This is a genomic window from Pedobacter ginsengisoli (genome assembly GCF_002736205.1).
GTDB lineage: Bacteria > Bacteroidota > Bacteroidia > Sphingobacteriales > Sphingobacteriaceae > Pedobacter > Pedobacter ginsengisoli_A.
The window spans coordinates 24,657-45,727 of the sequence record NZ_CP024091.1 but is presented as its reverse complement, the minus strand read 5'-3'; the positions used below and the strand labels follow the sequence as shown (position 1 = coordinate 45,727).

Sequence of the window (21,071 nt, the reverse complement as noted above, 5' to 3'; positions counted from 1 at the left end):
CAAACTCCGTTTGATAACTCCCGTTTTGTTTGGGACTGCAAAGGTAGAAATCTTTTTCTTCTTCGCAAATCTTTTTTCAAATTTCCTGCAGCTTTTTTCTCTCTCCTATACCTTCCCTCTCTCAATGCTGCCCTTCCTCCGAAGCGGGATGCAAAAGTAGAAAAATCCAGCCACTATCCAAACTTAAATCACCCATTTTTACCCCAATAATCCATAACACCCTTAAAAACAACAAGAAAAAATAACAGCAGCTTAAAACATGGGTAACATCGGGGTATATATTATATACTATAGCTAAGGTTTCGCCCTATCACACTAACGCCTTTCCATCAGCCAACATCACACCTTTAATGGCCTGAAAAATGACCAGGGGTCGTTCAAAGTCGTCTCAAACTCGTTCAGGAGTCGTAAATAAGTCGTCTCTTTAATACACCAAAATCCCAAAAAATCTAAGGAACTAACAAATAATCAAATGAAAAGCCCCAGAATCATCTAACCAAAAAATAAATTACCTTTATAAAAAGATACCATTGCCATACTTAACATGGATAACAATAAATCATTATCAGAATTTCTTCAGGGAAAATCAGCTATGTCAATTGAACTATTCGATCACTTTGTTTCCTGCTATCAACAATTAGGTGATGTAAAATTTCATGCTACTAAAACAATGATAGCTTTCTCATCGCGCATTAACTTCGCTTACATTATACAGTTTGGCAAAAACTTTATAGATGTTGTATTCCCATTTAAACAGCCATATGAAGACAATCTGTGCTTTCGAAAAATAAAGCCAGTTCCAGGAAGTGACGATTACAATCACCATATACGTATATATTATAAAGAAGACATAAATGATGAGGTATTAAAGTATATGTATATGGCTTATGAAAATGGAAACGTTAAATTATGTTAAGCACTTGACAGGATGAATGCCTTTACATAGCTTAGCGTCCTATTATTTTTAATTGACGGTATCGTATTATTAACTTATCTTTGCAGAATGTTTAAAATTAAACACGTATTATTATTAAGTTTCACCATTATAGCCCTTACTATTGCAGGTTGTAAAAGTCAGTTTGAGAAAATCAGACTGAGCAACGATGTAGGAAAAAAGTATCAAGAGGCTATGAGGCTATATAACAAGAAGAATTATTCTAAAGCATTGATATTATTTGAAGACTTGTCTCAAAAATACAGAGGAAGAGCTGAGGCGGAGGAATTAAACTACTATTACGCGTTAGCTCTCTTTAAAATAAGAGATTACACAACAGCAAGATATCAATTCAAATCATTCGCAGACAGCTATCCAACTAGTAAATACGCTGAGGAATGCAAATATATGAGTGCATATTGTTATTATCTGGATTCTCCAAGACCTAGTCTGGATCAGGAAAATACTTATAAAGCTATTGATGCTTTGCAGCTCTTTATCAACTTTTATCCAAAAAGTGAGCGTGCGGTTGAGGCAGCAAAATATATAGGCATTTTACGTACCAAGCTAGAAGATAAAGCTTTTGCAAATGCAAAAATGTATTATGAGATTGGTGGTAACGGAGGCGAAGCATCTAACTACAGAGCTGCTGTTATTGCACTAAAAAATGCCCAAATCGATTACCCTGATATTAAATATTCAGAGGAAATGGATTTGCTAATGATCAAATCGCAATATGCTTTTGCTAAAAATAGTATTGAAGATCGTCAGGAAGACCGTTTTACAGAGGCCATCACTTATGCTGATGAATTTGCTGAAGCTCACCCTGAAAGCAAGCTTTTGAAAGAAGCAAATGCATTAAAAAAAGACAGTCAGGATGGAATAGAAAGTGCTAAACGCTTTATAGCTGAACGCCTTGCTAATTATGAAAAATATAAATCTCAATTAACAAAAGAAGCTAAAAGAGATAGTGCTATTAATACAATTAAAACACCCAACAGATAATGAGTACGAATAAACCCGCAATACCAAATACTACGGTTACTAGAAATGTTAATGATCTGGATCAAAAAACCGGAAACATCTATGAGTCTTTAGTAATTATTTCTAAAAGGGCTAATCAAATTTCTAATAACATGAAAGAAGAGCTTCATGGCAAATTAGCCGAGTTTGCATCTTCTAATGATAATCTTGAAGAGATTTTTGAGAACAGAGAGCAAATCGAGATCAGCAAGCATTATGAGCGTTTACCAAAACCGTCATTAATTGCTATCGATGAGTTTCTGAACGATAAAGTTTACCACAGAAATCCTACTAAAGAACAATAATAATATCGTGCATAGGTATTACCATGCTAAAAGATAAAAACATTATTCTAGGCGTTTGCGGCAGTATTGCAGCATACAAATCGGCAACACTGGTAAGACTATTGGTAAAGGCTGGCGCAAACGTCAAAGTAATTCTTACTGCAGGTGGGGCAAATTTCATTACCCCACTCACTCTTGCAACGCTATCAAAACATCCTGTTTACACCCAATATTTTGAAGAAGAAACAGGTGTTTGGAGCAATCATGTAGAGCTAGGCCTTTGGGCTGATTACATGCTCGTTGCCCCAACAAGTGCCAACACCTTGGCAAAAATGGCCACCGGCCTGTGCGACAATCTACTTACTGCGGTTTACCTTTCGGCAAAGTGTCCGGTACTATTTGCTCCAGCCATGGATCTGGACATGTGGAAACATGAATCTACTCAAGCCAATATAGAGAAATTGTTATCATATGGCAATCTTCTGATCGCTCCTGGTAAGGGAGAATTGGCGAGTGGTTTGTATGGCGAAGGCAGAATGGCTGAACCTGAAGACATTGTTCTATTTCTATTGGAAACAATAAGCAAAGGCCTTCCCCTATCCGGCAAAAAAGTATTGGTAACGGCCGGCCCCACTTACGAGGCCATAGATCCGGTACGTTTTATAGGAAATCATTCTTCTGGTAAAATGGGGTTTGCAATTGCAGAGCGCTTTGCTCGTTTAGGGGCTGAGGTAACTTTAGTTACAGGTCCAACTGCCGAGAAAAGCTCATTGCAACTCAACAGAATCGATGTTGTTAGTGCTGCTCAAATGCTGGCCGCCTGCGAAAAAGAATTCCGTAAAGCTGAGATTATGGTAATGAGTGCTGCCGTTGCCGATTATACACCTGTAACTACAGCCAGCCAGAAAATAAAGAAAAGCAGCTCAGAGTTTAACTTGGAATTAAAAAAAACTGAAGATATTTTAGCTACCCTAGGTAAACTAAAAACAGAAAATCAGATACTTGTTGGCTTTGCTTTAGAAACTGAAAACGAAGAAGAACACGCCAAAGATAAGCTGATCAGAAAAAATCTTGATCTGATTATCCTTAATTCTTTAAATGACAAAGGGGCCGGTTTTAAGATGGATACCAATAAAATAACTATCTTTAATAAAGCATTTGAAAAGACAGTTTTTGAGATGAAATCGAAAACAGAGGTCGCCAAAGACATTTGCGATGAAATCTTAAAGCTTGTTTAAGCATGAAAAAACGCTACTTAGTTCTTCTATTTTTCCTTTTTATTTGTACACCTTTTGTTAATGCACAGGAATTAAATGCCCGGGTTCAGGTTCAGGCTCCTACAGTTCCAAATATGGATAAAAGAAATCTGGAGGTACTTGAAACCACAATAAGGGAGTTCTTAAATAACAATAAGTGGACTAATGATACTTACAGCCCTCAAGAGCGTATTGAATGTAATTTTGTAATCACTATTACCGACTGGGATGGCAGTGCTGCGTACAAAGCCGAAGCACAGCTTCAATCGAGCAGGCCTGTTTATGCATCAGCATACAATAGCACACTTCTCAATCTAAGTGATAAAGACTTTGATTTCAATTATGCTGAAGGCCAGTCATTAGATTTTTCTGATCAAACCTATATTTCCAATCTTAGTTCTTTACTAAGCTACTATGCTTATACTATTATTGGCTTAGATAAAGACAGCTTTAGCCACCTTGGTGGTACTCCTTTCTATAAAAAAGCATCTACCATTCTAAATAACGCTCAGGTTTCTGGAAATAAAGGCTGGAAAGCATTTGATGGGTTGCGCAACCGTTACTGGCTAAATGAGAATTTACTTAATAAAACTTTTGAGGACTTGAGGGTATTTATTTATGATTACCATTTTAATGGACTTGATCGTTTACAAGATAATACAGGGCGTGGAGTAAAAAAAATGATCACCCTGCTTTCCGGATTAAAGCAAATGGACAAACAGAAATTAGGTTCAATTTTCCCTAACTTCTACTTTTCTACTAAAGCAGATGAGGTTGTAAATGTATTTTCTATTCCAACCGGAGATCCATCAGACCGTATAAAAGCATACAATCTGCTTGTCCAGATTGACCCAGCCAACATCAATAAATACGAAACGCTTAACCAGGCAATTCCCACTCTTAATCAAGGCCTTAAAAAGAATTAATAAAAAAATGTTAAAAATATTTTGTTTATACGAATACATTCGTACATTTGAATACGAAACAATTCGTACAAATAAAATATGGGAATATCATCAGACCTTAAACCTACAGAAAGCGAACTAGAGATCTTACAGATATTGTGGGAAAAGGGTAACTGTACGGTTAGAGACGTTCACGAAATTTTAGAGAAAAGCAAAGATTCTGGTTATACTACTACACTTAAACTAATGCAGATTATGCACGAAAAGGGGCTTGTTGCGCGGGATACTTCTTCTAAAACACACATTTATACTGCCCTTTTAAATCAGCAAAAAACGGAACAACATCTGGTAAACAAAATGATCGATAATGTTTTTAACGGGTCAACAGCAAGATTGGTAATGCAGGCACTTGGAAACCACAATGCAAGCAAGGATGAAATTGATTCAATAAAAAAATATTTAGATGAATTAAGCAAATAACAAACCTAAAGAACCAACTATAAACACATGGAAGCAATAGTAAACAATCTGATTAAAGCTACCGGATGGAGTATCTTCCACTCTTTATGGCAAGGCGCCATTATCTATGGAGTATTGGTGGCAGCTATAAGTGCGTTTCCTAAAATGGATGCAAAAATAAAGCACAATATGGCCTACGGAGCATTATGTCTTATATTTTTAGGATTTTGCATTACCTTCTTTTCATTATTTAAGCTCCCGCTAAATAGCATTGAAGTTGCTGCAGGTCAGGTTTCTCCGGTTAAGCAATCAGAATACCTTATCCATTTACCGCAGGATATGAGCAGCATAACAGAAAACTTTTTCCCATATCTGGTAAGCATCTATAGTATAGGTATATTATTTCAGCTATTTGTTCTGGGTATTGGATATAAAAAATTACTGGATTTAAAATGGGCTGACCGAACTTCTGTACCTACCCAATGGGTTCCGGTTTTTGAAGCTATGGTGGCCAAATTGCACCTACGCCAGAATATTGAATTTTACTTATCATCAAGGGTAAATGTGCCTCTGGTTATCGGGTACATAAAACCTGTGGTATTGTTTCCAATCGCATTGGCATCTCAGTTGGATATTAAGCAAGTAGAAGCAATATTAATTCATGAGCTTTCGCACATTCGGAGAAACGATTATCTATTAAACCTAATAAAAACCGGTATAGAGACTATACTTTTCTTTAACCCATTTGTATGGCTGGGTGGCCGACTTATAAATATTGAACGTGAGCATGCATGCGATGATCTGGTTTTAAAATTTACCGGCAGCCCCCTAACCTATGCACACGCTCTTTTAAAACTCGAAATACTGAAAAACAAAACCACTCCTGTACTTTCTATGGCCGCTACAGGAAATGAACAACATTTATATCAACGCATTAAAAGAATAACAGATATGAAAACGAATTATATGAATGCCAAACAACAGATTTTGGCTATAACATTAACAATAGCAACAATAATATCCTTAGCATGGATTAGCCCTGCAAAGAAAGCTCCGACTGTAAATAAGGAAGATCAACACAGTAAAAAGATTGATGTTGAAGGGATCGCGATTAAATCAAAAATACAGACCTTGCTGGCTCCGATTGTTGGCGAAGATTGTGATAACGACCATATAAAAACAGATACTACAAAGAAAAAAAACAAGTTCAAAATTGTAACTGTTGATGCTAAAGGAAATAAAAAGGAATACAATTCTATTAAAGAAATGCCTGATAGTTTAAGACAGGAGGTAGTTAGCGAATCATTTATTAATGACTTTAAGTTTGATTACAAATTCAATTTCGATTCGGCAACCAATGCAAGTATGGCCTTTATTAAATCGCCTGAATTCCAGCAACAAATAAAAGACGTACAAAAAAATGCTGCTGAAATGGCTAAACATTTCAACTCTGCAGAATGGAAGAAACAACAAGCTGAGATTCGGAAAAACGTGGATGAGATGAGAGAAAAAATGAATTCGAAAGAGTTCAAGGCAAACCAGGAAATGGTTATGAAGATTGCTATGGATATGCGTAAGCAGTTTAATTCTCCGGAGTGGAAAAAACAACAGGCTGAAATTCAAAAAAGCGCTTTAGAGATGAGCAAAAAGTTTAATTCTGAGGAATGGAAAAAGCAACAAGCAGAGATCCGGAAAAACGTGGATGAAATGCGGGAAAAAATGAATTCTCCAGAATTTAAAAAACATATAGAGGAAATTAAAGAGCTGCAAAACTCACCTGAATATAAAGAACTAAAAAAGAATTTTGACAAAGGAATTGATAGTATTAAAAAGAAAAAAGGCATTAAATCAGATTCTGATTGGATTTAAGCATACCAAAAACTGAATACTACAAAGCATTAAACCACACAATAAAATTAGATTGAGGGCAGAAGAGAAATCTTCTGCTTTTTTTGTTTCTAAGAATAAACATCCATTGCCTAAGTTTTTATAATTTAGCAAAGTAATATGCTACAAAAACTTTCAATTCGGAACTATGCCTTAATTGATAGTGTTGATCTTGAACTTGATAAAGGTTTAAATATCATCACTGGCGAAACAGGTGCAGGTAAATCTATCATGCTTGGCGCGCTCTCTCTTATTTTGGGTCAGCGTGCAGAAACTAAATATTTCTTTAATCAGGCTAAAAAATGCATTATCGAAGGTCAATTTCTGCTTAATGATACTACATTACAATCCTTTTTTGAGGAAAATGATATTGATTTTTATAACGAAAGTATATTAAGAAGAGAAATATCTACAGATGGAAAGTCAAGAGCTTTCATAAATGATACCCCTGTTACCTTAACCGTAATGAAACAAGTTGGCGAGAGGCTTATTGATATCCACTCGCAACATGCTACTTTGGAGGTAAATGATCCGGGGTTTCAGCTATTTGTTGTTGATACCCTTGCCAATCATCACACATTGCTTGCTCAATACCGCGAAGAATATAAAGTTTATAAAAAAGCTCAGCAGCAGCTGTCAACATTACAGGGAGCCATGACTGATGCGCGTAGTCGCCAGGATTATGAGCAATTTCTTTTCAATGAATTAGAAGCAGCATCTTTAAAATCTGATGAGCAGGAACAGCTTGAGGCTGAGCTACAGATGCTCAACAATGCCGAAAACATTAAAAGAAGTCTGGTAAATAGTAACAATATATTGAGCGAACAGGAAATTTCTGTTCTCCCTTTGCTTAAAGAGGCCATTAACCAGATTCAGGGTATTGAGAAGTTTAACGCTGACTATGGCGCATTAAATGAACGTTTGCGTTCGTCTCTTATCGAAATTAAGGATATAGCCCAGGAAGTTATTGCATTTGAAGAAGGAATAATTTTTAATCCTTCGAGAATTGAAGAGATCAACTCTCGTTTAGATATTATTTACAACCTTCAGCAAAAACACAGGGTAAATTCTATTGAAGAATTACTGGCTATTGAAACACAATTATCTAAAAACCTAAGTGAGTTATTAAGTGGGGATGAAGAGATTGAACGACTTGAAAAAGAAATAGCCGAAATGAAGGAATTGCTTACTGGCAAAGCCACCGAGCTTTCGGCAAATAGAAGTAAATCTATAACCAGCACTGAAAATGAGGTAGCTAAAGTACTTAAGCAGGTTGGCATGCCTAATGCTAAAATTAAAATTGAACAGGGCGCACTTGCAGAATTAAATGTTGATGGGAAAGACACCATCACCTTATTATTTGCTGCCAATAGCGGACAAGCACCTGCTCCTGTTGGTAAAGTTGCATCGGGAGGAGAGTTATCAAGACTCATGCTGGCAATTAAGTCCATAATGGCAAAACATACCTCATTGCCTACTTTAATATTTGATGAAATTGATACCGGGATCTCGGGCGAGACGGCTGTTCGCGTAGGTAATGTAATTGGCGAACTGGAACATAACATGCAGGTAATATGCATTACGCACTTACCGCAAATTGCAGCCAAAGGTGATGCACATTATTTTGTTTATAAAAATGAAGAAAGTGAACGTACTACCACCGGCATCAGAAAATTAAAATCGGAAGACAGGATTAAAGCAATTGCCGAAATGCTTAGTGGCAAAGACCCAGGCGCCTCGGCTATAAAAAATGCCCAGGAATTACTTGGCATAAACTAAATCTTAAGAAAAAACAAAACTAAAAAGATATGTATAACTTACTAAAAGGTAAACGTGGTATTATTACCGGTGCATTAGACCAAAATTCAATAGCCTGGAAAGTTGCAGAAAAGGCACATGAAGAAGGCGCTCAATTTGTTTTAACCAATGCCCCTATTGCTATGAGAATGGGCGAAATTAATACATTGGCAGAAAAAACAGGCTCTCAGATCGTTCCTGCCGACGCTACCAATGTAGATGAACTTACCAATCTGTTTACACAATCGCAAGAAATTTTAGGTGGTAAAATCGACTTTGTACTTCACTCAATTGGTATGAGTGTAAACATTCGCAAAAAAATTCCTTATACAGAACTCAATTACGACTACTATCAAAAGGGTATAGATGTGTCTGCTCTTTCATTTCACAAGATGCTGGCTGTAGCTAAAAAACTTGATGCAATAAACGAAGGTGGCAGTGTTGTTGCCTTAACTTATATGGCTGCTCAACGAACATATCCATTTTATACAGATATGGCAGATATTAAAGCGATGCTTGAATCAATTGCACGCAGCTTTGGTTATCATTATGGTTTGGAGAAAAAAGTACGTATCAATACTGTGTCTCAATCACCTACTAAAACAACTGCCGGTTCAGGTATTAAAGGTTTTGGCGATTTCTATGACTACGCAGACGCTATAGCACCATTAGGCAATGCTGATGCTGAATCGTGCGCAGACTATTGCATCACTCTTTTCTCTGACCTGACGCGTATGGTAACCATGCAAAATCTTTTCCATGATGGAGGATATTCATCAACCGGAGTTAGTGATATTGTTATGCAGAAAATGGGATTAGAAGAATAATCCTTTAGCCTGACAACTATGATCCGCCAATTATTATTAGCCGTTTCACTAATTTGTTTTTCTATTGCTACTTATGCACAAAATTCATTTTCAATTAGTGGTGTTGTCAGAGACCAGAAAGAAACTTTACCTGGTGCAGGTGTTTACATTAGCGGCTACAAAATAGCTACCGCAGCCGATAATAATGGCCGCTTTAAAATAAATAACCTGCAACCAGGAAATTACGACATCCTTGTCCAAATGGTTGGCTACCTGCCCTATTCAAAAAATGTTGTCATTTCCGACAAATCAGTAGAGGTAGAACTAATCTTAAAAGAGAATACCGTTCAGTTAAACGAGGTAGTGATTAGGGCAGACCCTAACAGAGCGAAATATATAGAGCAGTTTAAAGAGTTCTTTATAGGCAAGTCTCCAAATGCCGCTCAATGTAAAATATTAAATCCCCAGGTTCTTAATATTGATTATGATGGCAGCAAAAGCCTGCTCACCGTAAAAACAGATGAGTTCCTAATAGTGGAAAATAAGGCCCTTGGCTATCGATTAAAATACATGCTCGATTATTTTGAGTACAATTCAAGAACACGCATTATTTATTACTCCGGGCATCCATTTTTTGAAGAGCTAAAGGCCTCATCAGCGCGAAGGAAAAAATACACAATCAATCGCGAAATTGCGTACTATGGTTCTTCGCAACATTTCTTTAAATCCCTTTATCAGAATAAAACCAAAGGGGAAGGTTTCATTATTAATAAAATGGTAAAAGTTCTTAATCCTAACCGTTATCCGGATAAGGTGATAAACGAAAAATTAACCAAACTAAGAACCATCCCTCCAAAAACCGGCCTCTTTAAAACTGCTGCCAAAATAGATACAGCTCAGGTTAACTTTTGGGAAAAGCAGCAGGATATGCCTAAATATATAGATAAACTTGACCGTGCCGAGGTTCTTCCAGACACATTGGTTCACTACTACAATCAAAACTTAAGGCTTCTTAATTATACCGATGCACTCTGTGTGATCTATACGAAGGAAAGAGAGTCTTTAGCTTATTCAAAAACCGGATTCTGGATTTTCAGGCCGTTAGATTTGCCAAATTACGAAATCTCTGTAGCCAATTTAACAAATGGCCCAATCCGATTCTATGAAAACGGGGGCATTCATGATTCCAGATCTTTTTTATATGAAGGTTATTGGGCTTATGAAAAGGTGGCCGACATGGTTCCTATGGATTACATTCCACTACAAAAAAAGTGAAAAACTTTTATTTAATAATACTAATATTTTTAGTAATTTCAACTAATGATATTAGACAAAGAAACACCGGATAATTACCACAAAGGAAGAGGAGCTCAATTTAACCCTCATAATCGTTTTGCAAAAAACGACTATGTAAAGGAACATGATGAAGGCATTGATGAATGGCAGGAAGAGGATCAAAAAACTACATTCATTTTTGGCAAATCAAAATCTATTGTAAACAAAGTAGATAGTCCAGACGTGGGTATGCTTTACTCTCTAAATCCCTATCAGGGGTGTGAACATGGCTGTACATATTGTTATGCCAGAAATGCGCACGAATATTGGGGCTTTAGTGCAGGATTAGATTTTGAGCGTAAAATCATAGTAAAAACAGATGCGCCTGTGTTATTTAAAAAATTCCTGGAACGTAAAGGTTGGAATGCATCTGTTATTTCATTGTCTGGCAATACAGATTGCTACCAACCTGCCGAAAGAAGGTTCAAAATTACACGGCAGTTATTGGAAATTGCGCTTACCTACAAACAGCCCATTGGTATGATTACTAAAAATGCGCTCATACTTCGTGACCTGGATATATTACAGGAAATGGCTAAACTTAATTTATGTATGGTATATGTTTCTATAAATAGCCTAAACGAAAAACTCCGCTCCAAAATGGAACCAAGAACAACTACTGCCAAACAACGCTTAAAAATTGTTGAAGAGCTTAGCAAAGCAGGAATTCCGATGGGTGTTATGGTTGCGCCATTGGTACCAGGCTTAAGTGATCACGAAATTCCCATGATCTTAAAAACAATTGCCAACTGCGGGGCAATAGCTGCTGGCTACACCGTTGTAAGGCTTAATGGAGCTATAGGCGGGATATTTGAAGACTGGTTACGTAAGAACTACCCAGACCGTTTTGAAAAAGTATGGCACATGATTCAATCTTGTCATGGTGGAAATGTAAACGACAGCAGATTCGGCAATAGAATGAGGGGCGATGGTAATATAGCCCAGTTAATAAGAGATAGTTTTAAACTTCATTGCCGCTTGAATCACCTAAATGAGAAAAAAATCGAGTTGAACTCCGGTTTGTTTAAAATCCCGCAAGCTCAACTCGGTCTATTTTAAATTAAGCTAAAAAGTTATCTACCTCTCTGTATGCCTGTATTACTCTAAGCTCACCTTCTTTTCCTGGTTTAGAATTGCCATGCTCCATACCCATAACGCCTTTATATCCTTTTTCATGAAGGTGTTTGAATAAGTTTTTATAGTTAATCTCACCAGTTGTCGGTTCATTTCTTCCAGGGTTATCGCCTATTTGAATGTAAGCAATCTCATCCCAGCATCTGTCAATATTAACCATTAGTTGGCCTTCTGTTTTCTGCATATGGTAAATATCATATAGAATTTTACACGAAGGGCTCTGTACAGCTTTACAAACCGCATAGGTTTCGTGCGTTTGCTGTAAGAATAACTCAGGAGTATCACTTAAAGTTTCAAGTACCATAATTAAACCATGCGGTTCAAAGATCTCAGCTCCGGCACGCATTGCATCAATAACATTAGCAAATTGATTTCCATAAGGGAGTCTGCGTTCGTAAAATCCGGGAACAACCGTCATCCATTTTGCATTACATCTTTTTGCGGCCTCTACAGATTTCTTGCAGGTTTCAACAAATTTATCTTTAAACTCTTTCTTTCCTGTTGTTAATGATGTTTTCCAGTTATCGCCACCGTCAACCACAAAAACCCCCATTCTCATGCCCAATTTGGCAAGCAAGTCACCTATTTTTGTTTGCTCTTCAGTAGATCTTCCTAAAAAGCCATTGTCTTCAATAGAACGAAAGCCCTGATCATGCATAAATCTAATCTGATCCAGAAAGCTATCACCAGCATTATTTTTAAACATACCCTGATGAGGAGCATAATCAAGATTAAAAGTTTTACCGGCCAAAGCCGGGCCCTGCCCTGTAGTAGCTTTATCGGCAGCTAGTCCATTTATTGATGACCCGGCTACAAGTGCACCCGTGGCAACAAAGCTGTTTCTTAAAAATTCTATTCTGTTCATATTTTTGGTTTTTGGTTAGGTTCTTACTTTAATAATTGGTTAATCTGTTATCATTTTTTTAAATCCTGCTGTAAGGGTATCTGTAACACTCCCATCTTTACGATGATAAATAATATAAGCTTCCATACTCTTTTTTGATGCAATAAAATCGAGTGCTTCTTTAACATTCATTGCCATTATGGGGCTATCGTATCCATCGGCAGTAATAGCATCCTTAGCATAAATTGTTACACTAATTAATGAGTTATCTAAAGGATATCCGGTTTTAGGATCTATGAGATGAGTTATTTTTTTGGATCCTTTTTGCAAATATTTTCTATAATTACCTGCAGTTGTAATTGCCCCTTCCTTAATACTGATAACATGTCTCACAACCGGTTCGGCATTTGGTGAATCGGCAGGTCCTTCAATCCCAATGTGCATTGATGTGCCATCGGGTTTTGGCCCTTTAATCCTAAGCTCACCACCAATTTCAACTACAAAAGACGTTATTCCTTTTTTAATTAAGTAATCAGCAACAACATCAACACTATATCCCTGAGCAATTCCATTAAGGTCTACATTTATGCATTCCTTTTTTTTCTTAAGAAAATTACCTTTTAAGCTCAGGTTATTCATACCAACGCACTTAAGCAGCTCTTTTACCTGAGCACTGTCAGGAAATTTATCTATTGGCTTTGCACCAAAACCCCATGCTTGTACCAAGGGCTCAACTGTAACATCAAATTTTCCCTTTGTAGCTTTATAAACCTCAAATGATTTTGTAATTACTTTGGTAAAATGCGGATCCAAAATAATACCATCCTTAGATGCATTAAACTTATTTATTAAGGAATAGGATTTATACAGCGACATAGACGAATCTATAACTACAAGAATACTATCTATATTCTTTTTGGTTACAATACTATCTTTTGCAAAATACTTAATGGAATAATCAGTTCCCTGAGCATATCCGTGTATAGCATACTGTCGCAAATCATCCTTCTTAAAAAGAAGGAAAATTTGCGACAGTAGCAATAAAATGAAAACTTTGTTTATAGAAAACATTACGTTAGTAACGTTTAGATCACCTTAGTTTGGCCTGGTGTAGGAATTGGATACAATCCGTTAGCATCAGGTAATAACTTAGGCTTTGCAGTCCAGCTTAATTCATCAGGGAACAAACTATTATCTGCTTTTAAGGCATCAAGCCACTTAATTGTTTTTCCTGAGTAGGTTGCATAGCGGCCAATAATAGCTGTCATACAGCTTTTAGCGCCACGCTCTGCATCCTGGAATTTATATTCGCCTTTAGCAATTGCTGCAAAAAGTTCATCATGCTCAGTTTGATAAGGATTAGGGTTTACTTTTGAGCTATAGTTATAAATTAGCTTATTTTTGCTATCGTATAATCTTCCTTCGTTACCTGCAGATAAGAAAACACGGCCTTTAGTACCATGGAAACTTTCGTCAACACGGTTATCAATACCCTCAAAGTGACGGCACTGACTATTAATTACTGATCCATCTGCATAAGTTAATTCTACAGAGTGGTTATCATAAATCTCGCCATAATCTTTTCCTGTTCTCCAGGCACGGCTACCGGTACCCTGAACAGAAACCGGATAATCATTTTTAACCCAGTTTGCAATATCTATATTATGAACGTGTTGCTCAACTATATGATCTCCACATAACCAGTTAAAATAATACCAGTTACGCATTTGATATTCCATTTCGGTTTGGTTTGCTTCGCGCTGTTTTACCCAAACACCACCACTATTCCAATATACCTGTCCGCCCGTGATATCGCCGATTGCTCCATCCTGAATACGTTTAATAACATCTCTATAGTTATTTTGATACCTGCGTTGCAGCCCCACAACAACATTTAATTTTTTAGTTTTTGCAATTTCAGCAGCAGCTAAGACTTTACGGATACCCGGCGAATCAACAGCCACTGGTTTTTCCATAAATACGTGTTTGCTCTGGTTAACTGCTTCTTCAAAATGACTAGGTCTAAAGCCTGGAGGAGTTGCCAATAAAACAACATCAGCCAAAGCAATTGCTTTTTTGTAAGCATCAAAGCCAACAAATCTACGTTCTTTAGGAACATCAACTTTAGCACCAAATTTTTCAGAAATTTCTTTGTACGCACCTTCTAATCTATCGCTGAAGGCATCAGCCATAGCAACCAGTTTTAGGTTTTGTTTTGTACTCAATGCCTGAAAGGCAGCACCGGTACCACGACCTCCGCAACCAATTAAAGCAATTTTGATGGTGTCATCTACCGATGAATGTGCTCCGCCGCTAGCAAAAGCAACTCCATTTAACATAACACCTCCGGCAACAAGAGCCGAAGTTTTTAAAAATTCGCGGCGTTTGTCGCGCAGTTCTTCATTGTTCATTGTAATTTAGGTTTATATATGGTTCTTAGTATGTTTGGTTTCTTAGTAATCTTTTATAGGTGCTTTGCTGTAATAAGCTTCTATTTCTTCTTTAGATGGAGGGGTTACAGGTCTAACCAACCTCATTCCAACAAAGGGAGCTTCAGGGAACCACCAATTACTTTTTGGAATCTGGGGATCCAGTTGTTTCCAGCTTGGATCTGATGCCAGTCTGGATGCTGATCGGGCATCTTTAGCTTCGTCATTGTATGCTCCACCTCTAACTGCATTTGGATACAATTTTTCAGGAATAGCAACAGGATTATTTGCCTTATCACCTTTTACAGACGCATAAAACTCAGGAATGTATTGATCATAGGTCCACTCTGCCACATTTCCGTACATGTCGTATAGGCCCCATGCATTAGGTTTTTTCTGACCAACAACATGAGTTTTACCTTCACTATTCCCATTAAACCAAGCATAATCACCTAGTTTTGAGGCATCATTGCCAAATGAATATTCGGTAACTGAACCAGCGCGGCAAGCATATTCCCATTCCGCTTCTGTAGGTAGCCTGTAAAAAACTCCTGTTCTGGCATACAACCATTTACAGTATTGAATGGCATTATAATGAGTCATTGCAAGTGCAGGTTGTCCTTCTTTGCCCATTCCAAAAGTCATATCCAGGTATGGTTTTGTAGGTCTTGTAATGGCATCAACATTTTTCGGAATCGGTGCAGTACTATGCGCTGCTTCATAATCCTTATATAAAAATGGTTCATAATTATCCCAGATCACTTCATACGTGCTCATCCAAAATGGGGCAACTTTAACTTTATGAACTGGTTGTTCGTCTGCATTTCCTTTTTTACTCCCCATCATAAACTCTCCGCCAGGAACAGCAACCATATCGAACGACAACTTAGTGCCTTCCAACTGCTGCTTATAAGATTCGTGCTTTTCCTGTGCCAAAGAAGTTTGAACAGCAAGGAATACTAAAGGGACTAACAATGATAATTTCACTTTCATTTATAAAATTTGATCCAACAAATATTTTAATCTAACCTATTAATTCTCTAAAATAGAGGCAATAATTGATAAACCAAAATCTACACGCATATAATTTCATAAAATGTGTAATTTAAACACTAAGTTAAAGGTGGTTAACAAAAGTCATTACAAATCGAGTAGGAAGATAGGGATTATTTCCCTATCTGTCCTCTCACACCACACGTACGTGCCGTTCGGCATACGGCGGTTTGTTAGAATAACTTCGTTTGGTGTTCAGTTTTCCAATAGTAGTAGTTGGCAAATCCAATGTACTTCAGCTTTGCGAAATACTCAATACTCAGATTACCCTGAAGGATTGGACTACGTGCCAGTCGACAATAGGACTTCCTACTATTAGACCATTCGAATGCCTTCTGCTTTCCAACCCCCAGTTTGATCAGGTTTCGGCTTCGGCATCCTGCATTCTTCCACTGTTTCCAGATGATCATCCGCAGTCTGACCCGTGTCATTTCATCCAGCCTTATCATCACATGCTTAGCCCCTGCAATGGAAAAATAGTTGACCCAACCCCTAATGGTCATATCAAGCTTTCTGATCCGTTCGATGATAGTAATTGGATCATTGCGTTTAGTATGTCCAAGGAGTTTCTGTTTTATAATCTTAACAGACTTGGTTGCAATCCTCATTTTCCAATCTTTGCCCGTCTTGTAGAACGAGAAGCCCAGCAGGGTACTCTGTGATGGTCTGCTCACCTTACTCTTTTCACGGTTCACTTTCAGCTTTAGACCTCCTTCCAGATAGCTGGTAATGTTATCCATCACCCTATCTGCCGATTTTCTGCTGTGAACATATATACTGCAATCATCAGCGTATCGTACGAACTTGTGACCCCGCTCTTCGAGCTTAGCATCCAGTTCATGAAGAACAATATTGGATAAAAGCGGACTAAGTGGACTGCCCTGTGGTGTGCCCTCTTTTCTTGGGGAAACAAGCCCGTTCTCCATCATACCACTGCTCAGATATAAACGGATAAGCTTTAATGTACGCTTATCTTTTATCTTTCCTGATAGCAGGCACATGAGTTTGTCATGGTTTACCCGATCAAAGAATTTGTCCAGATCAAGCTCCACAATCCATGTGTAACCAGCATTAAGGTATTCCTGTGCCTTGAGCACTGCCTGATGAGCCTTGCGCTTTGGACGCAAACCATAACTACTGAAAGAAAAGTCGCCCTCATATTTCGGACTCAGCCATTGGGAAATAGACTGTTGAATCAACCGATCAATGACCGTTGGGATGCCAAGCATCCTTGCTCCCCCACCAGACTTGGGTATCTCTACCTTTCTTACCGCACTCGGGCGGTAACTGCCGTTCAAAATATCAGACCGTAATGTCTGCCAGTTGATATTCAGGTAGTCCCGAAGTTCATCGGTCTGCATACCATCAATACCACCAGCTCCCTTATTGGCGGTTACCTGCCTAAAGGCGCTTTGTACATTTCGGATGTCTAATATTTCTTCAAGCATACTACTAAAAAAAAACTCTTTCCCAGGCATTGTGCACATTGGTTGCACGGCTCGGCTCAGCTCCTCTTACAGTCTACTCTCGGATTCCGTCCTACCATCATGTAAGCAGTTCTCTAAAGTGGTTCCGCTGTAATCACTCTGCCATAAACTTTCTGTTTCCTTTGCCATCCCAACATTCAGTCCTTCCCTAAAAAAATATAGGTATTATGACCTCGGCTGACTTCTCCCTGTACCAGATGGGCATTACGATACTGTCCATTGTTTCTTCTACAGCAATCGCACTTGCTCTCGACAGATTATAGGGAGATCTCCCGGGGTAAGGCAACCCGCTTTCTATGGATGTGACCTCTGTATCTACGTAGTGATATTCTGTGCAGTATAGGGCTTTTGTTTGTCTTGCAACATCACCCATATCACCTCGCCTTATATACAGTTCCTGTTCGTAAGTCCCCATATTTGCCGCCAGCTTCCTTCGGATTCGCAGTCGCCTGCGACACCCTTGCTATTGGCTAACACTTCCTACTGCAAAGTGTGTTCGGGACTTGCACCCTAGAGCTGATTGCCATGCCCGGCACACAAGAAAACGCCTGTCAGATATTCATCTAACAGGCGTTTTAAAGTCACAGGCCTTACTTTACTCTACACTTCCCTCTTCTTTTTTCTTTTTCTTGCCCGGACTTCTATTTTCTACAACAATTACGTCTCCTTCTTTATCGTAATCAATTTCTAAAATGTCTCCATCATGAATTTCTCCTTTTAGAATTTCTTCGGCAATCGGATCTTCAAGATATTTTTGAATTGCACGTTTAAGCGGTCTTGCGCCAAAAGCTGAATCAAAACCTTTATCGGCAATAAAATCTTTTGCTTTGTCGGTCAACTTAACTTCGTAACCTAAATTATGTACGCGACCAAACAACGATTTTAATTCTATATCAATGATTTTGAATATTTCTTCTCTGCCTAATGAGTTGAACACAACTACATCATCAACACGGTTAAGAAACTCAGGAGCAAAAGCACGTTTTAAAGCACTTTCTATCACGCCTCTTGAATGCGCATCAACCTGATTAACTTTAGCTGAGGTAGAGAAACCAACACCTTGACCAAAATCTTTTAACTGACGGGCACCAATGTTAGAGGTCATGATCACAATCGTATTTCTAAAATCTACTTTACGACCTAAACTATCTGTAAGCTGTCCTTCATCTAGTACCTGCAATAAGATATTGAATACATCCGGGTGAGCTTTTTCAATCTCGTCTAATAGAATTACTGCATAAGGTTTACGCCTAACTTTTTCAGTTAACTGGCCACCTTCTTCATAACCCACATATCCCGGAGGCGCTCCCACTAAACGTGATACCGCAAATTTCTCCATATACTCACTCATGTCAATCTGAATTAGTGAATCATCACTATCAAACATAAAACGGGCAAGTTCTTTTGCTAATTCAGTTTTACCAACTCCGGTAGGTCCAAGGAAAATGAATGAACCAATTGGTTTTTTAGGATCTTTTAATCCTGCTCTGGTACGCTGAATTGCTTTAGTCAATTTTTTAATGGCATCATCCTGACCAATAATTTTCTGACCAACAGTTTCGTACATATTCAATAGCTTAACGCTATCAGTTTGTCCAACACGTTGTAACGGAATACCAGTCATCATAGAAACAACTTCAGCTACATTATCTTCAGTAACAGTATAGCGTTTGGTTTTTGTTTCATTCTCCCATTCAGCTTTAGCGCGATCCAGCTCTTCTAAAAGATTTTTTTCAGTATCTCTTAGTTTAGCGGCCTCTTCATATTTCTGACTTTTTACAACTTTATTTTTCTCAAGTTTGATCTCTTCAATCTTGTTTTCAATTTCGATGATGTTCTCAGGAACATGAATATTGGTTAAGTGAACTCTTGAACCAGCCTCATCTAAAGCATCAATAGCCTTATCTGGTAAAAACCTATCAGTAATGTATCTTGATGTTAACGCCACGCAAGCATTAATCGCGTCATCAGTATAAGTTACACCGTGGTGATCCTCATATTTTTCTTTAATACGATTTAATATCTCGATAGTCTCGTCTGGTGTAGCAGGCTCAATCATTACCTTTTGGAAACGACGATCTAATGCACCATCTTTTTCTATGTACTGACGGTATTCATCAAGGGTTGTAGCACCAATACATTGTATTTCGCCCCTTGCTAAAGCAGGTTTGAACATATTTGATGCATCCAGTGAGCCCGAAGCACCACCTGCACCTACAATTGTATGAATCTCATCAATAAACAGAATTACATCAGTAGATTTTTCAAGCTCGTTCATCACCGCTTTCATACGTTCTTCAAACTGTCCGCGGTATTTAGTACCTGCAACTAACGATGCAAGGTCTAAAGTAACTACACGTTTATTAAAAAGAACCCTTGAAACCTTGCGTTGAACAATCCTTAATGCAAGTCCTTCAGCAATAGCTGATTTACCAACACCTGGTTCACCTATTAATATTGGATTATTCTTTTTACGACGGGACAAGATCTGAGACACACGCTCAATTTCTTTTTCACGACCAACAATCGGATCTAGTCTTCCTTCCTCAGCAGCTTTTGTTAAATCTCTTCCAAAATTATCTAAAACCGGAGTTTTAGATTTTATATCAGAAACCTTTTTAGGGCTACTAAAGCTCTCTTCCTCACGGTAATCTTCATCACCACCAGTAGAGGCACTATTTTGAGTCTCGTCTTTGAATCCGTTTTTATTCACTTCAACCTCCTGCTTAAAGATTTCGTAGTTTACGTTGTACTGTAATAAAATCTGAGATGCAATATTATCATCATCGCGAAGGATAGACAACAACAAATGTTCAGTTCCTATCAAATCACTTTTAAAGATTTTTGCTTCCAGATATGTTATCTTTAAAACCTTTTCAGCCTGTTTGGTTAAAGGAATATTGCCCAGATTTACTGTTACACTTGAGGTCCCTCTTACAGAATCCTCAATTGAGCGGCGAAGTTTTGAAGTATCAACTCCTAATGATTTCAATATCTTAATAGCCATGCCATCGCCTTCGCGAATAAGGCCTAACAAAAGATGTTCAGCGCCTATGTAATCGTGACCTAATCTCAGGGCTTCTTCCCTGCTAAAAGAAATCACGTCTTTTACTTGTGGAGAAAATTTAGCTTCCATATATACCTTTCTAAAATCCGGAATGCTCTAAACTATAAAAATTGTTTAATAAAAAGCACCCCTGATTTTTTTATTTTATCAACAATTACGCCATTGACTATTTATTAGATGTTGGAACTGACGTTATTTCATAAATGTTACTATTTTTTGACTAATCCATTTATGTCCATCCATCTATTCCTCCCTGTACATCAATAGTTATTAAACGTCTATTTCGTTGTTTTAAACATATTAAGGTTGCTTTGTCGTATAAATGTAATGATTTTTATACAATTATTCAGGCTGTCAAAATTGGAAACTAA

General features: G+C 37.8%; 17 protein-coding genes. 11 read left to right on the top strand and 6 right to left on the bottom strand.

Features of this window, described 5'->3' with window-relative positions; all coding sequences use genetic code 11:
* Positions 1-544: 544 nt before the first annotated feature.
* From CPT03_RS00200 to CPT03_RS00150, 11 genes are all read left to right on the top strand, one after another.
* Positions 545-916: a DUF5655 domain-containing protein gene (locus tag CPT03_RS00200; protein ID WP_099436955.1), complete on the top strand. Its 372-nt coding sequence runs from the start codon at positions 545-547 to the stop codon at positions 914-916.
* Positions 917-1,003: 87 nt separating this feature from the next.
* A complete protein-coding gene (locus CPT03_RS00195) occupies positions 1,004-1,939 on the top strand; it encodes an outer membrane protein assembly factor BamD (RefSeq protein WP_099436954.1) in 936 nt (311 codons plus the stop codon).
* Positions 1,939-2,262, top strand: a complete 324-nt coding sequence (locus tag CPT03_RS00190; RefSeq protein WP_099436953.1) for a DNA-directed RNA polymerase subunit omega — start codon at positions 1,939-1,941, stop codon at positions 2,260-2,262. The genes CPT03_RS00195 and CPT03_RS00190 overlap by 1 nt, the downstream gene beginning before the upstream one ends.
* Positions 2,263-2,285: 23 nt before the next feature.
* A complete protein-coding gene (gene coaBC, locus CPT03_RS00185) occupies positions 2,286-3,479 on the top strand; it encodes a bifunctional phosphopantothenoylcysteine decarboxylase/phosphopantothenate--cysteine ligase CoaBC (protein WP_099436952.1) in 1,194 nt (397 codons plus the stop codon).
* 2 nt (positions 3,480-3,481) lie between these two features.
* Positions 3,482-4,423, top strand: a complete 942-nt coding sequence (locus CPT03_RS00180; protein ID WP_099436951.1) for a DUF4835 family protein — start codon at positions 3,482-3,484, stop codon at positions 4,421-4,423.
* Between the two features lie 78 nt (positions 4,424-4,501).
* On the top strand, positions 4,502-4,882 hold the full coding sequence (locus CPT03_RS00175) for a BlaI/MecI/CopY family transcriptional regulator (protein ID WP_099436950.1): 381 nt from the start codon (positions 4,502-4,504) through the stop codon (positions 4,880-4,882).
* Between the two features lie 27 nt (positions 4,883-4,909).
* The gene (locus CPT03_RS00170) at positions 4,910-6,730 is read left to right on the top strand and encodes a M56 family metallopeptidase (RefSeq protein ID WP_099436949.1); all 1,821 of its coding nucleotides are present in this window, start codon (positions 4,910-4,912) and stop codon (positions 6,728-6,730) included.
* Between the two features lie 138 nt (positions 6,731-6,868).
* Positions 6,869-8,527 carry a DNA repair protein RecN gene (recN, locus tag CPT03_RS00165; protein ID WP_099436948.1) on the top strand — a complete coding sequence of 553 codons (1,659 nt, stop codon included), beginning with the start codon at positions 6,869-6,871 and terminating at the stop codon, positions 8,525-8,527.
* Between the two features lie 29 nt (positions 8,528-8,556).
* The gene (locus CPT03_RS00160; RefSeq protein WP_099436947.1) at positions 8,557-9,372 is read left to right on the top strand and encodes an enoyl-ACP reductase; all 816 of its coding nucleotides are present in this window, start codon (positions 8,557-8,559) and stop codon (positions 9,370-9,372) included.
* Positions 9,373-9,390: 18 nt separating this feature from the next.
* Positions 9,391-10,626 (top strand): carboxypeptidase-like regulatory domain-containing protein, encoded by a 1,236-nt coding sequence (locus CPT03_RS00155; protein WP_099436946.1) that lies wholly within the window; start codon positions 9,391-9,393, stop codon positions 10,624-10,626.
* A 45-nt stretch (positions 10,627-10,671) separates the two neighbouring features.
* Positions 10,672-11,745: a PA0069 family radical SAM protein gene (locus tag CPT03_RS00150; protein ID WP_099436945.1), complete on the top strand. Its 1,074-nt coding sequence runs from the start codon at positions 10,672-10,674 to the stop codon at positions 11,743-11,745.
* A gap of 1 nt (position 11,746) precedes the next feature.
* On the opposite strand, the gene CPT03_RS00145 is transcribed toward CPT03_RS00150, so the two are convergent.
* The 6 genes from CPT03_RS00145 to CPT03_RS00120 all read right to left on the bottom strand — a co-directional run bounded on the left by CPT03_RS00145 (position 11,747) and on the right by CPT03_RS00120 (position 20,769).
* On the bottom strand, positions 11,747-12,685 hold the full coding sequence (locus CPT03_RS00145) for a hydroxypyruvate isomerase family protein (RefSeq protein WP_099436944.1): 939 nt from the start codon (positions 12,683-12,685) through the stop codon (positions 11,747-11,749).
* Positions 12,686-12,724: 39 nt separating this feature from the next.
* Positions 12,725-13,735, bottom strand: coding sequence for an FAD:protein FMN transferase (locus tag CPT03_RS00140; RefSeq protein ID WP_099436943.1), 1,011 nt, complete (start codon positions 13,733-13,735; stop codon positions 12,725-12,727).
* Between the two features lie 14 nt (positions 13,736-13,749).
* A complete protein-coding gene (locus tag CPT03_RS00135) occupies positions 13,750-15,075 on the bottom strand; it encodes a Gfo/Idh/MocA family protein (RefSeq protein WP_099436942.1) in 1,326 nt (441 codons plus the stop codon).
* 42 nt (positions 15,076-15,117) lie between these two features.
* Positions 15,118-16,086: a formylglycine-generating enzyme family protein gene (locus CPT03_RS00130; RefSeq protein ID WP_099436941.1), complete on the bottom strand. Its 969-nt coding sequence runs from the start codon at positions 16,084-16,086 to the stop codon at positions 15,118-15,120.
* A 233-nt stretch (positions 16,087-16,319) separates the two neighbouring features.
* Positions 16,320-17,594, bottom strand: a complete 1,275-nt coding sequence (gene ltrA / locus CPT03_RS00125; RefSeq protein ID WP_216641579.1) for a group II intron reverse transcriptase/maturase — start codon at positions 17,592-17,594, stop codon at positions 16,320-16,322.
* Positions 17,595-18,228: 634 nt separating this feature from the next.
* Positions 18,229-20,769: an ATP-dependent Clp protease ATP-binding subunit gene (locus CPT03_RS00120; protein WP_099436940.1), complete on the bottom strand. Its 2,541-nt coding sequence runs from the start codon at positions 20,767-20,769 to the stop codon at positions 18,229-18,231.
* Between the last annotated feature and the right edge of the window lie 302 nt (positions 20,770-21,071).

Excerpts from the sequence above, each read along its gene's own strand:
- CPT03_RS00200 (WP_099436955.1), top strand. The coding sequence starts at position 545 with ATGGATAACAATAAATCATTATCAGAATTTCTTCAGGGAAAATCAGCT.
- CPT03_RS00195 (WP_099436954.1), top strand. The coding sequence starts at position 1,004 with ATGTTTAAAATTAAACACGTATTATTATTAAGTTTCACCATTATAGCC.
- CPT03_RS00190 (WP_099436953.1), top strand. The coding sequence starts at position 1,939 with ATGAGTACGAATAAACCCGCAATACCAAATACTACGGTTACTAGAAAT.
- coaBC (WP_099436952.1), top strand. The coding sequence starts at position 2,286 with ATGCTAAAAGATAAAAACATTATTCTAGGCGTTTGCGGCAGTATTGCA.
- CPT03_RS00180 (WP_099436951.1), top strand. The coding sequence starts at position 3,482 with ATGAAAAAACGCTACTTAGTTCTTCTATTTTTCCTTTTTATTTGTACA.
- CPT03_RS00175 (WP_099436950.1), top strand. The coding sequence starts at position 4,502 with ATGGGAATATCATCAGACCTTAAACCTACAGAAAGCGAACTAGAGATC.
- CPT03_RS00170 (WP_099436949.1), top strand. The coding sequence starts at position 4,910 with ATGGAAGCAATAGTAAACAATCTGATTAAAGCTACCGGATGGAGTATC.
- recN (WP_099436948.1), top strand. The coding sequence starts at position 6,869 with ATGCTACAAAAACTTTCAATTCGGAACTATGCCTTAATTGATAGTGTT.
- CPT03_RS00160 (WP_099436947.1), top strand. The coding sequence starts at position 8,557 with ATGTATAACTTACTAAAAGGTAAACGTGGTATTATTACCGGTGCATTA.
- CPT03_RS00155 (WP_099436946.1), top strand. The coding sequence starts at position 9,391 with ATGATCCGCCAATTATTATTAGCCGTTTCACTAATTTGTTTTTCTATT.
- CPT03_RS00150 (WP_099436945.1), top strand. The coding sequence starts at position 10,672 with ATGATATTAGACAAAGAAACACCGGATAATTACCACAAAGGAAGAGGA.
- CPT03_RS00145 (WP_099436944.1), bottom strand. The coding sequence starts at position 12,685 with ATGAACAGAATAGAATTTTTAAGAAACAGCTTTGTTGCCACGGGTGCA.
- CPT03_RS00140 (WP_099436943.1), bottom strand. The coding sequence starts at position 13,735 with ATGTTTTCTATAAACAAAGTTTTCATTTTATTGCTACTGTCGCAAATT.
- CPT03_RS00135 (WP_099436942.1), bottom strand. The coding sequence starts at position 15,075 with ATGAACAATGAAGAACTGCGCGACAAACGCCGCGAATTTTTAAAAACT.
- CPT03_RS00130 (WP_099436941.1), bottom strand. The coding sequence starts at position 16,086 with ATGAAAGTGAAATTATCATTGTTAGTCCCTTTAGTATTCCTTGCTGTT.
- ltrA (WP_216641579.1), bottom strand. The coding sequence starts at position 17,594 with ATGCTTGAAGAAATATTAGACATCCGAAATGTACAAAGCGCCTTTAGG.
- CPT03_RS00120 (WP_099436940.1), bottom strand. The coding sequence starts at position 20,769 with ATGGAAGCTAAATTTTCTCCACAAGTAAAAGACGTGATTTCTTTTAGC.